The organism is Anabaena azotica FACHB-119 (genome assembly GCF_014697625.1).
In the GTDB taxonomy this organism is placed as follows: Bacteria; Cyanobacteriota; Cyanobacteriia; order Cyanobacteriales; family Nostocaceae; genus Trichormus; species Trichormus azoticus_A.
In genome coordinates this window covers 104,589-119,782 of sequence record NZ_JACJSG010000025.1, presented here as the reverse complement: position 1 = coordinate 119,782, position 15,194 = coordinate 104,589, and the positions used below count along the sequence as shown (strand labels likewise).

Sequence of the window (15,194 nt, the reverse complement as noted above, 5' to 3'; positions counted from 1 at the left end):
TGGGGCATCAGCACGACCTTAAACGGACAGGGAGCGACCATAAGACTACAACGGTTGCTAGTTGCTGTGAACTGTCAAGAATCACCGACGTTCAACGTCGGTGAGTATGTCAAAAGCGAATTAACAACATCAGCACAACCCCAGAACTGTTACTGGCACATCCATAAGACAATTTTAAACTTCATTCAAGACTTTTTTAGGTTTATCTATCGTTGTTGCTGGTATTCCTAAAATACGGTAGAGGCTGGGATGAAGCTCTCCGTGAACAGTCAAGAGCATCGCTTGAATTAAAGCATTGGCTTTGAGGATAGTTTCTTGAAATTCCATCTCCACATCCGAGAGAGCGACAATACCACCGCCTACGCCGATAGAAGTTTGTTCTGGTGTCAGCACGGCTGTACGGATGACAATATTTAAGTCGGCTGCACCGTTCAAACCCAAGAAACCGATCGCACCGGAATAAACTCCCCTTGCTTCTTGCTCTAGTTGATCGATAATTTCCATAGTTCTCAACTTAGGCGCACCCGTCATGGAACCGCCTGGAAAAGCCATGCGGATGCAGTCTGTAGCATCCATGTTAGGTGATAATAAACCTCGGATAGTGCTGACAAGTTGATGTACTGTGGCATAACTTTCTACATCCATTAATTTGGGAACATGAATAGTCCCCACTTGGCAAACTCGCCCCAAATCATTACGTAACAAATCGACAATCATCAAGTTTTCGGCTCGCTCTTTTTCCGAGTTACGCAAACTTTGGCAGAGTAAAGCATCTTCTTGGGGAGTTTGTCCACGGCGGACAGTCCCCTTGATGGGTTTGGTTTCTACCCATCCTTGACGATCAATTTGCAGAAATCGTTCTGGGGAGGAACAGGCGATCGCCAAATCACCAAAGCGCAGAAAAGCAGAGTAAGGCGCTGGGTTAATTTGGCGTAATCTGCGATAAAATGTCAGGGGATCAGGTGTTGTGTCTGTATGCAGTTGATTTGTCAGGCAAACTTGGTAAGTTTCCCCTTCACGGATTTTTTGCAAACATCTATAAATATCATCTTTATATCTCTGGTATGACCGACTTAAGCGGAAAGTTACAGGCTGGGATGTCATACCGCAAACGAGGGGAGGTAGAGGGGGAAGTGTCCGCAGACGTTTTTCTGTTAGCTCCAACCAGGCTTGAGCTGATGCTGTTTCCCCTACGGGAGTGAGGTAAACTAAATAGGTGGTTTGCTCTTGATGGTCAAAGGCAATTAGGCGATCGCTTAAAAGCAAAATAGCATCGGGAACAGATGAGGTATGTACTAACTTAGATCCGCATTCTGCCTTGAGTTCATAACCAAAATAACCAACAAACCCGCAGTTGAAATCAAAAGGTAGCTCATCAGATTGGCAACTTCGGCGATGAATTTCCCGTTTGAGATAATCAAAAATACTCTCATGGGTGCTTGTCACCTGCCCCGATTGTGTAATAATCAGTTCTTGGGATTGAGTACGGTAGCGAACTAGTAAGCTGTTTGCCCCTCCACTTCCTCCCATAAAAGAGAAACGTGATAATCCTGCTTCTACTCGGCTACTATCCAGCCAAAAAGCATAAGGATCTTCCCCGAAAAGATGGACAAATGCCTGTTCGGTATCTGGGTAATAATCTAGTTTTCGGCTACAAATGGCAAATTCTGAGGCTTGTGTTGAAGTAGTGGAAATAGGAAAAATTTTTCTTGCTAATTTGGGGCGATATTTACCATTTTGGCTTTCTATATAATTTAAATAATCCTCTTGTGGGATGGGCATCTTGCCCGTCCCTTGTATTTTCGAGGCGCTGAGGATACCTACCCCAAGAGAATCATTTCGCTTGATTGATTCTTCAGTAATTTTTCTGAAGTTTTGCAGCAGTTGGTATCCATACTCACTACAAATAGATTCTGGATGGAACTGCACACCCCATAATGGTAGGTGGCGATGTCGCAACCCCATCACTAAGCCGTCTTCAGTCCAAGCCACTTTTTCTAAACAACTGGGCAATTCTTCAGAAACTAATAAGGAATGATAGCGGACAACAAGGAAAGGTGAGGGTATTTCTTGAAATAAATCACAACCATTATGGTAAACATAACTTAAGCGCCCATGTTTAGGTTCTGGTGCGTGAATTACCTTTCCACCATAATAATGACCTATTCCTTGATGACCAAGGCAAACACCAAGTATAGGAACATTGAAAGAATTTTGGAGTAACTGTTGACATACACCAAAATCTTTAGGGTTTTCTGGACGACCAGGCCCAGGAGAAATTACTATATTATCAAAAACCTGTTGTTTTAATCCATACCAGTTTAATTGATCGTTACGAACAACGAGGGGAAGCTCTCCGTTGATTTCGGCAATCATCTGGTAGAGATTAAAGGTGTAGGAGTCGTAGTTGTCAATAATTATTGTTTTGATATCGCCCATTTGAGTAATAAATAACCAGAAGTTGCATTCGTGCGGGTATTGATAAAATCATCAACGCTTTTTTAAGTTATGTAAACTATGGCGATGTAAGTACCCAAGGGAAAAGGCTTTTGTTGCTGCTGGGAATGATAAAAAGGGCGATGATCAATAGTGGTACAAAAAACAACAGTAACTGTGATGGCAGTCGAGATGAATCATCAAACCACCAGGACTGACGCAACTGGCACATGGGGTAGGGTGCGTCAGATGTGGAAAATCCACAGAATGTGTACGAAATTATTGGGGCTGACGCACCCTACAGTTAGTTTGATGATGACACTTGCGTAAGTCCCAACCACTACAAGCAGCTTCTCCTCTGCCCTGTTTATTGGTAATATTTTTCACTCGCACTCAGTTATACACTGAATTTTTTGGGTTTTCTTAATAATTTATTACTTTAGTTAGAAGCGATCGCCATCAGTAAGCGTTATTTTGCTTACTAGCAGTAGTAGTAATTCACTTTCTTGGGGACTCTCAAACCACAGGTAATAATCTGAAGGTTCGAGAGATTCCCAATTTATTTAATCTTGCACAGAGCAAAAATATATAATAGCGAATTTTAGCGAGAAATTTATCAAGGTCTTTGGATCTGAGAAGACCTTAAACTAGTGAACAGTTATTAAGCGTATATTTACGATTTAGACCAGCTACTCAACCTACACCAATGGGTATGGTGGTTTCCCTATTGATTTAACTATCTGTAGGGTACATCAGCCCCAATAATTTCGTACAGATTCAAGGATTTTCCACATCTGACGCACCCTAACCCAAGTGCCAGTTGCGTCAGTCCTGTATATGACTTTGGTGGGCAATGCTGACAGATACTGAGATTACTGCAAACATAATATTTATGTAATTGTTACTTTCTATCAGTACCTGTAGGGTGGGCAGTGCAGCGCCGTATCATTGTTTTGGTGGGCAATGCCTACGTATGTTTCAAAAATCAAATAGGAATCCTATATTTGTGTAATTGTTACTTTCTATCAGATAGGGACTGATGTTAAATTAACAACAGAAATACGGTGTGAGTAAGACAGATGCAACATTTAAAAAATCACAAATACCGCAAATTTATACCTTTCATTGGCATTGCCATACTAGCTATCTTTATTAATCTTGGTATAAGTTTTTTATCTAACTTTTTACCTAATGTTACAAATGTGAATTTGGCTTCAGCACAATCAGTACCAAAAACGCAAACTTACACAATTTTCTGTCAGAGAATCCCCAATAACCCCATTGAACAAGATTCAGATCCAGTAGAGGTAGGAGTAAAGTTTTTTGCTGATGTTGATGGACAGATTAGCGCTATTCGTTTCTATCGGGGTGTAGCTAATGACAGTGGTTATATCGTTCACTTATGGAGTGCAGATGGCTTATTACTAAGACAAGGAATAGTTATCGAGGGTCAACAGCCCGCCCCTGGTTGGCAAACAGTCCAGTTATATCCACCTATCAATATTCAGGCAGGACAAACTTATGTTGCCTCATACTATTCCAGCACAGGACGCTATGCACAAGACATAGGATACTTGAAGAAGGCGGTCGATATTAGTCCATTACACATTCCCGCAGATAGTCCTGACAATCCTAATGGTGTATATTTTTATGGTCTAGGTGGTGGTTTCCCTACTCAAGGATATGAGGGTAGTAATTATTTTGTAGATGTAGTTTTTAGTCCAACTGCAACAACACCTGGGTTATAAGCAGGCAACAGGCTGTGATAGGCCGATGCAATGCCCACCTATCATTATTGAGAAAGTGCAGTATTTAAAAATATGTAAACTAAATGTTTTTACCTACATTGGTACAGTTTATACTCATAGCCATCTACAAATGCTAAGGATTTGGTCTGAACTAGGCATTTTTTAGCTTCTGCGGCTATTGGGGCATGGAAATTTACTAGCCATAAGTCAAGAGGCCGTGGTAGCTGTTTTAAGGTATTTTCTAAGACTACTGTAGAGGTATTTGGGTCTTTTTCTTGATGGGCTAGGAGAAACTGAGTTGTAGTTTGTGCAGAAGATTTTAACTCCCTGGCTATTCCCATCATTTCCCCAGTTTGGACTAAGCTCTTGTGGGTTGTGGCGATGAGAACGGGAACCTGAGAATTTTCTTGAATGATGGGGGCTAATAAATCAGGACGGTAGTATTTTTGATAGCCTAAATTAAAAATAACAGTGATAGCACTGAGGAATCCCATCAGCCAAATCAATGCCACGGCTTTTTGGGAACTGTACCAAGAGGCGGCTAGGCTAGCACCCACAAGGGTAATTACAGCCGGAAAATAGACAAAGTTGTAACGCGCACCGCGTGTAATATCTATACCAAAAATATAAGTCAAGATAAAGAATAAAGCGATCGCACCCAAGACTACCCCAGTCAATACTTGAGTCGCCAGACGGTTTTGGGGTTGCTGTAGTTGGAATTTCCAACCACGAACTAAAATTGGTGTTGCCCAAATAGCGAAAATTAGCATCACCAAACCGGAAACTATGACCAAGGCTAGCTGTGCAGATTCTACGGGTAGCAGCATAATCATCGTTACCCATGCGGCGAAAGCCTGGAAAATTGGGTTAAGTAAGTTTAAGCCGATGCCCTCAAATTGAATCCACTCTGTTAAACTACTGCGATCGCGATTGTCTAAAAAGCTGGGTAGCCAAACTAAACCTGAGACGACAGTACCAAAGGCAACAACATAAATGCGCCACCAAAGGGAGGAGAGAAATACTAAAGTTTTTGCTTGTTGAGATTGTTGCCAAGCTAAAAATATCAAAACCAAGGCTTCTGCACAAAGAGTCAGGCTAAAGAAATAATGGGTGGCAATTCCTAAAGCATTAATTCCTACCCAACAGATGATTAACCAAAGGGGTAATAATGTGCGGTTTTGCAGATGGCTTGTGGCAATTGCTAGACAGGATAAGGAGGCAATCACCCAGATTACTGCTAATGTGTAATGACGTGCTTCTTGGGCGAGGAAGATTCCATAGGGTGAAACTGCCATCATCGCTGCTGCTAGCTGTCCTACTAAGCGGGAACGGAAGGCTACCTTACCTAAGACATAAGCTAGCAAAACTGAGACTGCGCCTAGTAAAGCGGGAAATGAACGTGCCGCAAATAAGGAGACGTATTTTCCTTGATTGGGGAATAAGTTCATCCATTGATGGGCTAGCACAAAATATAGGGGCGGATGGTTGTCTTGTGTAGTTATGTTATGGATTACGTCCCCAATGGTAGCAGATGGGTTTGGTTGCAGGGGTTGCAGGAGAATCTCAGGTGCGATCGCCTGATCTATTGGTACTGGTAAAAAACTATTCCCCAAACTAAATACTATAGTCGCAAATTCATCAATCCAAGGAGGCTTGGCGGTCAAGTTGGTAAAACGTAAGCCCAGACCGATGAGGAACCAGCCTAGTAAGAGTAGAGGATGTAACCAACGAGTGGAAATTTTAGAGTGCAAATTATACAAACCAATTTATTCCTTGCGAGAAGCCAAGCGCTAGAACAAGTTAACTGATTCGCGCCCGCAAATGCAAGATGCGGCAATCTTCTGTGAAGTTGGAAGCCCACACTGTACCGTCTCTTCAGTGTGGGTAGTTTACTTTGTATATTAGACTTACATGGACGACTTGAGTTCAGCAACTATTTCACGTCGGTAACTCGCCAGCTGAGTTTGAGGTTAACCCAGAAGTTCCAAATGGTAGCAACTGCGATCGCAATTAAGTTAGCAATGTAGCGGTTGGGAATCAAGAAATTAAGGACTAACTGCAAAACCACCACATTCAACAGCAGTCCGGCCAAACAAATAACATTAAACTTCACAAATCGCTTGAGGCGTTGATGCCATTCTTGTTGTCTGGTAGATACATCAGCAAACGTCCAAGCGTCATTCCACAGAAAATTATTGAAAATAGCGGTTTCACCTGCAATCAATTTGCTGAGAGTCACAGGTAAACCCAAGGTCGAGGGGTCACTGAGTAAGTAAAGCAGTACCATATCTACAAACACACCACTCAATCCCACCAAACCAAAACGCACAAATCGATCTAGAGGGAAATTAATTCTTTGCTTGACTCGACCTACACGCCCAGTAGATAAGCGTAAACGTACTAGGTGATGGATATAATCTATATATTGCTTCCAGGTCACTTTACTCTCACCCTGTTGGCGTTCGCAGAAGACATAACCAACTTCGCCAATATTGCGAACATTACCCCGGCCAATGACCTCTAACAGAATTTTGTAACCTACAGGATTGAGTGTTGCGCCTGCTATGCTACTACGACGCACCATAAAATAACCGCTCATGGGGTCGGAAACTCTACCTAAGACTCCAGGTAAAATGACTAAACCCAACACTTGAGCGCCACGAGATAAGAAGCGTCTAACTACACTCCAACTACTCACACCACCACCATCTACGTGACGACTGGCTAATGCCAAATCTGCACCTTCGGACATTTTTGTCAATAGTTGGGTCAATACTTCTGGCGGATGTTGTAAATCTCCATCAATTACCCCTAAAATGCGTCCCCTCGCCACTTGCCAACCACGAACTACTGCGGAAGATAGTCCCCTTTCCTGTTGTCGTCGCATGACTCGTAACTGGGGATATTCTTCCGTCAAAGATTGAGCCACTTCCCAAGTCAGATCGGGACTATCATCATCCACAACAATTAATTCGTAATCTCCAGGGATAAACTCATCCAGGGTTTGACTGAGGATTCTGACGACATTTTGAATATTATCCCGTTCTTTATAGGTAGGAATTATCAGGGAAAAATATATATCTTGATCATCTGTATCAACGCTGTTAGGTGGCACATCAGAAACTTGTAGTGGGCCAGTAGGGACTGCTAATAGTTCGTTGGTTGTGTTGATATTCATAAAGGTAGGTGAGGAATTACCAGATACAGATGATACGGTGTTTTGTTGAGTGCAGCTTGATCAGTAAGGTAAGAGAAGTTGCGGGATTTAGAGGCGAAATTATTTAAAACAAGTTAAATAAGTATATGTATACTGTAATCTCTTAAGTATGCAGCACATCAGTAACCTTTATGAATATACTTTCTGAAAGTTTATGAGTTTTTTAGACTTAATGGGATATTTTAAAGTCTTGGTTAAAATTGGTACTCAATACCTTTCGTCTTTTAGGCTGCATGGAGTATGAGTTTTTGACGCTGAGGTTAGGGCCTTCGCCGTTAGGCATTCCCGCACAGTAGCTAGCGGGTTTGTCAAGATAATTCCTTATGTACCTATATATTTATACGGAGAAAATATTTTGATAGATTATAGGACTTACGCATCTGGCACTTGGGGTAGGGTGCGTCAGATGTGTAAAATTCTTGAATATGTACGAAATTATTGGGGCTGACGCACCCTAAAGTTAGTTTGATTATGACAATTGCGTAAGTCTAACATTACAGGACTTATATCATGTCCACTTAAATACTTATCATATATTGGGGGCTGGTAATAGGTAATCGGTAATCGGTAATGGCTCACAACAATTACCTATTAGCTATTACCAATTACCGACCAAAACAACCATATTATAAGTAATTAGCCGAACTTGATGTTACACATCAAAGTTTTCTGTTGAGGCAGGGTGTAAGGGTGTATACTTCTGTTTCAGAGACGCTAACGCATAGCTTGCTTCCAGGGAGTGATCCGACTGCGCTCTGTTACCGTAATTAATATCAGGGCTTACGCAAGTGTCACAATTGGTGGTTGGTGCGTGACGCTAAAAGTCTCATGACTACGTTCAAATATTATCGCCAGTCACACACCCTACAGAAAAAATATGCCTGTTGCGTAAGTCCTAAATATATTGATTGTAATTTCAACTCTTGGCGGAACGGTTATAAACTTTAACCGTGAAATTGTCTAAATTCATTGTTCCTGTGATATTTTGATTGTATTTTATTTGAAATTCTTTTGATATAATCTGCTGAATTTTATTATGTTCTCGTTCTATCTCTGCTGGTGTTTTTAGTTTTGACCAAACAGGATTTTCACTTTCTAACCAAAGCACAGTAGAATATTTCTGCGGTTCATTTTGGAGAACTTTTTCTAGTGAAGTGGCTAAATTGGCTGGGTGTTCAGCTAACAACATGACTGGAACTTTGGGGGGGGTGTAATATGCTAAACGTAAAACATGACCCCAAGCTTTAGAGTTCATAGCTATTAAGGTGGGTTGTTGGGCTTGTTTTGTGACTAGTTGGGCAATTGAATGAAAAACTGAGCGTTGCCGTAAACTATAATCACTAAAGCCAATGATGAGATATAACAGTAACAAACTACCAGCTATTAATGTACGCCATTGCGTAGAAATGGCTTTTTCTAACCACAAAGTTAGTAATAATAAACAGCCTGGAAGAATGATGATCATGGTTCTTCCGCCACCAAAATTTAAAGTTGATTTTTGGGTGACAATATCTAATATCAAAGCCAGTAATAGAGGCAAAATTCCTAGTATTAAAGCTACAGTTAAGTTGCTGCGTTCACCCTGTTGCCAAAGTTTTAGGCTAGAGGTCATGAAGAAAGCGATCGCTAAACAACCAACTACAACTATACTGATTGTTGGTAAGCTTGTTACCCAGTCTCCTAATATGAAATTAGCTGCTAATGTCTTAACTGTATCCTGCAAGTGAATTAATATCGCTGAACCTGCATCTTTGATAACACCAAATCTTTTTAAATCTGCACTACGAATTTGTTTGATACCTCCCCACAATATCCAAGGAATGGTTAGTGATATTCCCGCGCCTAAACGCAAACCATGTTGCCACCAATGTTTTCTGTCAAGATAAAGTACGACAACAGCTAAAGCTACTACCCAATATAAATAAAGATAAAATGTTAGCAACCCAGCAGCAATTGCACTAATGAAAAGGATATTCCACTGCAACTTTTGACGACGGGTATATTTAGCTTTTGAAGTAGTGTTTTTTTCTATCAAATGCAGAAGTGCTGTTGCACTTATTGTTGTCCACAAAACTAAAGGTGCATACATCCGCACATTCAGAGAGTGGAACAGATAAAAGGGGTTGAGTCCTAAAAACGCCGCTAGCAGTAACCCGCCACGATGTCCAATGACTACTTTGCCTAAGCTATAGGCACTAGCGATCGCTCCAATGCTGAATAATGTATTTAAACTCCGCATTGCTGCTTCGCTGTTACCAAACAGACGCAACCACAAATGCTGACTCAAATAAAATAATGGTGGATGAGGTTCCCCCCCCAACAAACTCAACAGTAAATTTTTTACAGTTGAGATCACTGCCCCAAAACCAGATTCATTAGGTATGGTTAATATCGGTAGATATTGTGCCAAGGCTATCGGTACATCCCCTGGGGTTTGATATGCGTTTTTCTGTCCTGTAGCCAAGAGTAAGGATAGTACTTCGTCGTACCAAAATTCTCGACTACCTAAATTTACTAAACGCAGAAATACGGCGATGGCGATCGCGCCTAATGCTAATGTATGTAAAGAAACTAACTTATTTAGTTTCGCAACTGGCAACCCAGGATTCATCAATATAGTTGCTTATAAGGTATGCTCATCATGATACCAGCATTATTTCTCTGCTTCTGTAATAATTGCGTTAAGTATAACTAAATATTTTTTTTAATAATAAATACTAAAGATGTTTGTTATTTTAAATACTAACAATTTGCTGGTATGCCTTATTCAACCAACCTTTTCCCTTGTTTAAAAGCTACAGGGTTTTATCGACTGCTGGCAAAAAACTTGTATAAGTTTTCGCTGTTGAACAAGCTTATGTGAACATAACATAGGTTTGTAGTAAAGACTTTAGTCTTTAACAATGAACAGTTATCAGTTAAATACCTTAGTAAAACACCGCATCAACTGGTGGAATGTGTATGTTGGCGCTTCTTTATTCCCCACCATACGCCCTGGCTAACTGATAACTGATTTAAAGGAAGGCTAAAGCCTTTACTACAAACTCAATTTAGTTAACTTCAGCTTGCAAAATCTTAGCTTCTTGAAGAATATATTTTTTGTTCTTTTTGATTTCTGTGAATTGCACAAGCAAAGGTTTGTTTTTAGCTGCAATATTTAGCTTAGTTGGGATGGTTGGTGAAGAGTAACATGGATCATAAAAGGCACATACATAAACAAAATTATTATAACCTTGTTCATGCAATGCTAAACTCAACTTACTCACAGCATCTGATGTCTTTGTGAGGAAAAATATTTTCTCTTTAAAAGCAGATTCAAAACTTTGACTAATATATTGATGGGCAACGGCTACAATTTTGTGATTATCTTTACGGAAGAAATTTAGGATATCAACAGCTTCAGCATTTCCTGTGTAATAGCTGTGATTTAAACCCATGACTGTATTTGTGTGAACGCCAAGCACAAACAATGCGACAAAGACGGCGCTACTAATATATTTGATGCCAAACTTTCTGATATAAAAACTAGATTCTAGAAGAAATACTGTTAATAAGCTTAATAGGGGAATCAGAATCAATAAAAATCTAGGCCCCCACTGCTTACCGCCATCACTTGGTAAAAGTATAGGTACTAGAAACATGAATGGGGTAGATATTACTATAATCTTCTGCATGACAGGTGTCAGTTTCATAGTTTTATAAAGCGCTGACAATCCTGTAAAAATGATGATGAAATAGATGATGGGGAAGTATTCTCGGAAATTATTCCACAATTTACCGAAAATTCTCGTTGCAGTTGTTAGCCTTTTTTGCAGCGAAAACTCTTCTACAACTTGTAGTGCATGAGCGCCTAGAGGATGATTATAAATCAATTTATTGGTAATAAAAAAACCAACAATCGTAGTCAGCAATGCAACGATAAATAGCGTTTTTTGCTTGTCAATGATGTTGAATTTGCCTAGCTTCAACACATAAGAAACCACAATTAGCGGTAGTAAAATCGCTACTAATGCCAGAAATTCAGGTCTAAACCAAACAGACAAGCCAATCAAAACACCACTAGTCACAGCATCTTTTTTAGTAAACGTTGCTTCGCCCTTAGTCAAAACAATTACCAATCCACTAAATGCTAGACTAACTGCAAGTGTATGCTCCCAATACATCGCACTATACATGGTAAGCGGGGAAGCAAATATTAATGTGGCAAGACCAACGGATATTGTCACTATACTAACTTGAAAAAACTGACAAATCCGATAGAAATTAAACCAGATTACCCAGGTAGATAATAGGGGAACTATATAGAAACCTCGATAACCGAATAAGGCATAAAAAGGTGCGGTGACTAAAGGAAAAGTGAAGGGGAATGTAATGTAATAACGGTTAGCTATTTTATAACTAAAGGGTGGTTCAAAAGGATACAGTCCATTATTCCAAAGGTTTTGTACCCATGAGGGTACTGTTAAATTTAAATCAAAATTTAGCTTTCCCGCACTAAGCTGTCGTGCTAGTAGCGCTTTTAGTCCAGCATCTCCACTAAAATAGATATCATCAGGTACTTGTGAAAGTAAGTATAAGGAAAAAATTATACCTGATAAGATAATTACTAAAGGTGCATTAAATTTTGGTAATTTCATCTTGAGAATTACAGAAAAAGTTTAACTAATTAAATCAGACAATGTTAAAACTTTGGTGCTATTGGTAAAAATTGGTACTATTAGGAATTAAGTAAGAGAAAGACATAAGTAATATGACATACAATACCATACGGTAAATTATCTTGTGAAAACAAACTGTAAAAGTTGTATAATTTTTTAGTGTGGTTAATAATAAATTTGCTGTGTGTAGGCTAGTGAAGCTCAAATTCTATATAAATATTTTTAATTAACTGTGAAGTATAAGACTATTGATACAATTCTTGAGCGTGCCTTGATAGGGGATGATATATCGCCGCCAGAAGGAGTAGTATTACTCAAGCAAACTGAGGCAGGAGCGATCGCAGCTATTCGCGCTACGGCTGACAAACTCCGCCAACGGCAAGCCGGTGATACTGTTACTTACGTAATTAACCGTAATATTAACTTTACTAACATTTGCGAGCAGCACTGTAGTTTTTGTGCATTCCGCCGAGATGATGGAGATGTTGACGCTTATTGGTTAAATTGGGCGGCTATTCTCGAAAAAACCCATGATGCTGTGCAAAGAGGGGCAACGGAAATCTGTATGCAGGGAGGATTGCACCCACAGGCGCAGATTAACGGTAAATCTCTGGCTTATTACCTCAAATTAGTGGAAACTATCAAGCAAGAGTATCCGCAAATTCATCTCCATGCTTTTTCGCCCCAAGAGGTGCAGTTTATTGCCAGAGTGGACGGAATCGAATATATTGATGTCATCTCTGCTTTGCAAAATGCTGGTGTTGATTCCATGCCAGGTACAGCCGCAGAAGTGTTAGATGATGAAGTGCGGCGCATACTCTGCCCTGAAAAAATTAATACTGCTACTTGGTTAGAAATTATCGGTACAGCCCATAAATTAGGCATATATACGACCAGCACCATCTTATCAGGGCATATTGAAACCCCAGAACAACAAATTGGGCATTTAGAAAAATTGCGATCGCTACAACAAACAAGCGTCCATCAGCAATACCCAGCCCGCATTACCGAGTTTATTGTCCTGCCTTTTGTTGGTCAAGAAGCGCCTAAATCTTTACGTCGCCGTGTAGGACGCGACCAACCAGTGTTAGCCGATGCCCTATTATTAGGTGCGGTTGCGAGGATTTACTTAGGCAATTGGATACCAAACCATCAGCCGAGTTGGGTGAAGTTGGGACTAGCTGGGGCTACCGAAGCCCTATTGTGGGGTTGTAATGATATCGGTGGCACATTGATGGAAGAACACATCACTACAATGGCTGGTGCTGTGGGTGGTACTTGTATGGAAGTGGAGACATTACAAAATGCGATCGCTTCTTTAGGCAGACCTTACCAACAACGAAATACCATTTATCACAAATTTGATTCAGCCAAAAAATTGACTAATGGCTTATCTTTTTCTCTGTGACTCTGTGCCTCTGTGGTAAAAAATAATTTATTCAACCACAGAGACACAAAGACACAGAGTTAAGAGGTTGCAAAGGTTTTCTATTTACTCTCTCTTGTTTCTTTTCCTAGTGAGACAAAAGAGATTTAACTAGTCGGCAGTAAAAATCAGAATTTCTTGTAGAAAATAAAACATTTTTTAGGGAAATGTGACTCGAATTTTTTTATGTCACAAAATCATGAATAGGCATCTTGACAAGCAAGTGAAATCACGTTATTTAATTAAATACTAAGGAAGTATAAAAATAAAACTCAGAAATGAAAAGCTAAAAAAAATTTACTGTGCAACATTTTGACGAAGCGATCGTCAATCAAATGAAGAAATTGAAACACCGAAGTAGACCAGGTAAAATGTATGTGTTTCCAAGGTATCAAGGAAACAAAACTAGAAAAGTAAATATACTTTCTATTTTTACCTTGTCCTCCCTCGATGTTTCCTACTGTGCTAGATATGCTTAATATATAGTTTTTCATTTCTGAGAACAGTATTCTAACTATCAGTTTATCAGTATCTTAGTAAACGTCAAAATAGTATAGTCTATAAGTTTTTTAATTACATAAAACTCAAAAGTGTCAAGTTCTACCTAGCTACAAATTAGTAGTGAAAACCAAAATTAATAGACAACGGCGGTTTGCAGAAAATCTGTGGGTAGGATTTGGTTGTCAAGCGGGTGTTTCTCATCACTTAATCGCCGCAGCAATTAACCAAGTCTTCCAAGAAAATCAACTTGATCAAAAAGTAATTACAGGTATTGCGACTATTGATACAAAAGCATCAGAACCCGGTTTACTAGAGTATTGCAGCTTGTGCAAATTGCCTTTAAAAACTTTTAGCGCAGAAATGCTGACTCATGTTACTGTACCTCACCCCAGTGAAGCGATCGCAGCAAAGGTGGGAACCGCCAGCGTTGCTGAGGCTGCGGCTATGCTTGCGGCTTCAGCCAGTGAAAAACAACAGTTAGGGGTAAAGCTTTTAGTTCCCAAACAAATTTTTCGCTTAGTTGGGGAACCGGGAGTGGTCACGATCGCGATCGCCCATAGCCACGAATTATATTATTCAACTGCTCTCAAAATGTAATTAATAAAGCTGGAAACAATAGAGAGAACAATTGAACCCAAAAAAGCAGCAAAAAAGCCTTCAATTTTAAAATCAGAACCTGGTGTGATAGCGCTTGCCAACCATAGGATTAAAGCATTAATTACAAATGTGAATAACCCAAAAGTTAGTAAGGTAATGGGGAAAGACAAAATGCTGAGTATTGGTCGAATTAAAGCATTGACTAACCCTATCACTATAACAGCAACCAGAGCAGTTATAAAACCTTTAACAGCAAATCCCGGCACAATATGGGCAGTAATCAGCAAAGCCAACGCAGTACCGAGCCATGTCAATAAAAAGTGTTTCATCAGTTGTTGTTTGGCAGAAATCAGTAATAAATTGAGATAATTTTTACTTTTTGGCTGTAAGAATTAACTTAACGTGAGTTCGATGAACCTCTCCCTCCCAACCTCCCTCTCCTACGAGGAGAGGGAGGAGAAACGAAAACCTCACCCTCTTACTCCCCTCTCCTCGAAGGAGAGGGGATGGGGGACAGGTCAAAACAACGCTGGTCGAACTCACATTAACTTAAGTAGAACGGTCTAAATAAATCAAGGTTTGTAGTAAGGACTTTAGTCCTTTTTTTCAGG

General features: G+C 40.0%; 9 protein-coding genes. 3 read left to right on the top strand and 6 right to left on the bottom strand.

The window, feature by feature from the left end:
* Positions 1 to 174 precede the first annotated feature (174 nt).
* Positions 175 to 2,439 (bottom strand): aminodeoxychorismate synthase component I, encoded by a 2,265-nt coding sequence (gene pabB, locus H6G83_RS18700; protein ID WP_199328496.1) that lies wholly within the window; start codon positions 2,437 to 2,439, stop codon positions 175 to 177.
* Positions 2,440 to 3,515: 1,076 nt separating this feature from the next.
* Here pabB and H6G83_RS18695 point away from each other — a divergent pair.
* Positions 3,516 to 4,184, top strand: coding sequence for a DUF4082 domain-containing protein (locus H6G83_RS18695; RefSeq protein WP_190475018.1), 669 nt, complete (start codon positions 3,516 to 3,518; stop codon positions 4,182 to 4,184).
* 89 nt (positions 4,185 to 4,273) lie between these two features.
* Here the strand turns inward: H6G83_RS18695 and H6G83_RS18690 are convergent, their stop codons facing one another.
* The 4 genes from H6G83_RS18690 to H6G83_RS18675 all read right to left on the bottom strand — a co-directional run bounded on the left by H6G83_RS18690 (position 4,274) and on the right by H6G83_RS18675 (position 12,038).
* Complete coding sequence (locus H6G83_RS18690; RefSeq protein ID WP_199328495.1) at positions 4,274 to 5,944, bottom strand: glycosyltransferase family 39 protein; 1,671 nt, start codon at positions 5,942 to 5,944, stop codon at positions 4,274 to 4,276.
* Between the two features lie 173 nt (positions 5,945 to 6,117).
* A complete protein-coding gene (locus tag H6G83_RS18685; protein WP_190475017.1) occupies positions 6,118 to 7,362 on the bottom strand; it encodes a glycosyltransferase in 1,245 nt (414 codons plus the stop codon).
* A gap of 955 nt (positions 7,363 to 8,317) precedes the next feature.
* Complete coding sequence (locus H6G83_RS18680; RefSeq protein ID WP_190475014.1) at positions 8,318 to 10,012, bottom strand: glycosyltransferase family 39 protein; 1,695 nt, start codon at positions 10,010 to 10,012, stop codon at positions 8,318 to 8,320.
* A 439-nt stretch (positions 10,013 to 10,451) separates the two neighbouring features.
* Positions 10,452 to 12,038, bottom strand: coding sequence for an LA_3751/LA_3752 family putative glycosyltransferase (locus tag H6G83_RS18675; RefSeq protein WP_190475012.1), 1,587 nt, complete (start codon positions 12,036 to 12,038; stop codon positions 10,452 to 10,454).
* A gap of 253 nt (positions 12,039 to 12,291) precedes the next feature.
* On the opposite strand from H6G83_RS18675, the gene cofH reads away from it, so the two are divergent.
* Positions 12,292 to 13,467: a 7,8-didemethyl-8-hydroxy-5-deazariboflavin synthase subunit CofH gene (gene cofH / locus H6G83_RS18670; protein ID WP_190475011.1), complete on the top strand. Its 1,176-nt coding sequence runs from the start codon at positions 12,292 to 12,294 to the stop codon at positions 13,465 to 13,467.
* A gap of 639 nt (positions 13,468 to 14,106) precedes the next feature.
* Positions 14,107 to 14,583 (top strand): cobalamin biosynthesis protein, encoded by a 477-nt coding sequence (locus H6G83_RS18665; protein ID WP_190475010.1) that lies wholly within the window; start codon positions 14,107 to 14,109, stop codon positions 14,581 to 14,583.
* Here the strand turns inward: H6G83_RS18665 and H6G83_RS18660 are convergent.
* On the bottom strand, positions 14,559 to 14,912 hold the full coding sequence (locus H6G83_RS18660; RefSeq protein ID WP_190475007.1) for a phage holin family protein: 354 nt from the start codon (positions 14,910 to 14,912) through the stop codon (positions 14,559 to 14,561). The two genes, H6G83_RS18665 and H6G83_RS18660, sit on opposite strands and share 25 nt — an antisense overlap.
* Positions 14,913 to 15,194 lie beyond the last annotated feature (282 nt).

Coding starts and splice junctions, on each gene's coding strand:
- H6G83_RS18680 (WP_190475014.1), bottom strand. CDS start 10,012: ATGAATCCTGGGTTGCCAGTTGCGAAACTAAATAAGTTAGTTTCTTTA.
- H6G83_RS18660 (WP_190475007.1), bottom strand. CDS start 14,912: ATGAAACACTTTTTATTGACATGGCTCGGTACTGCGTTGGCTTTGCTG.
- H6G83_RS18695 (WP_190475018.1), top strand. CDS start 3,516: ATGCAACATTTAAAAAATCACAAATACCGCAAATTTATACCTTTCATT.
- H6G83_RS18685 (WP_190475017.1), bottom strand. CDS start 7,362: ATGAATATCAACACAACCAACGAACTATTAGCAGTCCCTACTGGCCCA.
- H6G83_RS18675 (WP_190475012.1), bottom strand. CDS start 12,038: ATGAAATTACCAAAATTTAATGCACCTTTAGTAATTATCTTATCAGGT.
- pabB (WP_199328496.1), bottom strand. CDS start 2,439: ATGGGCGATATCAAAACAATAATTATTGACAACTACGACTCCTACACC.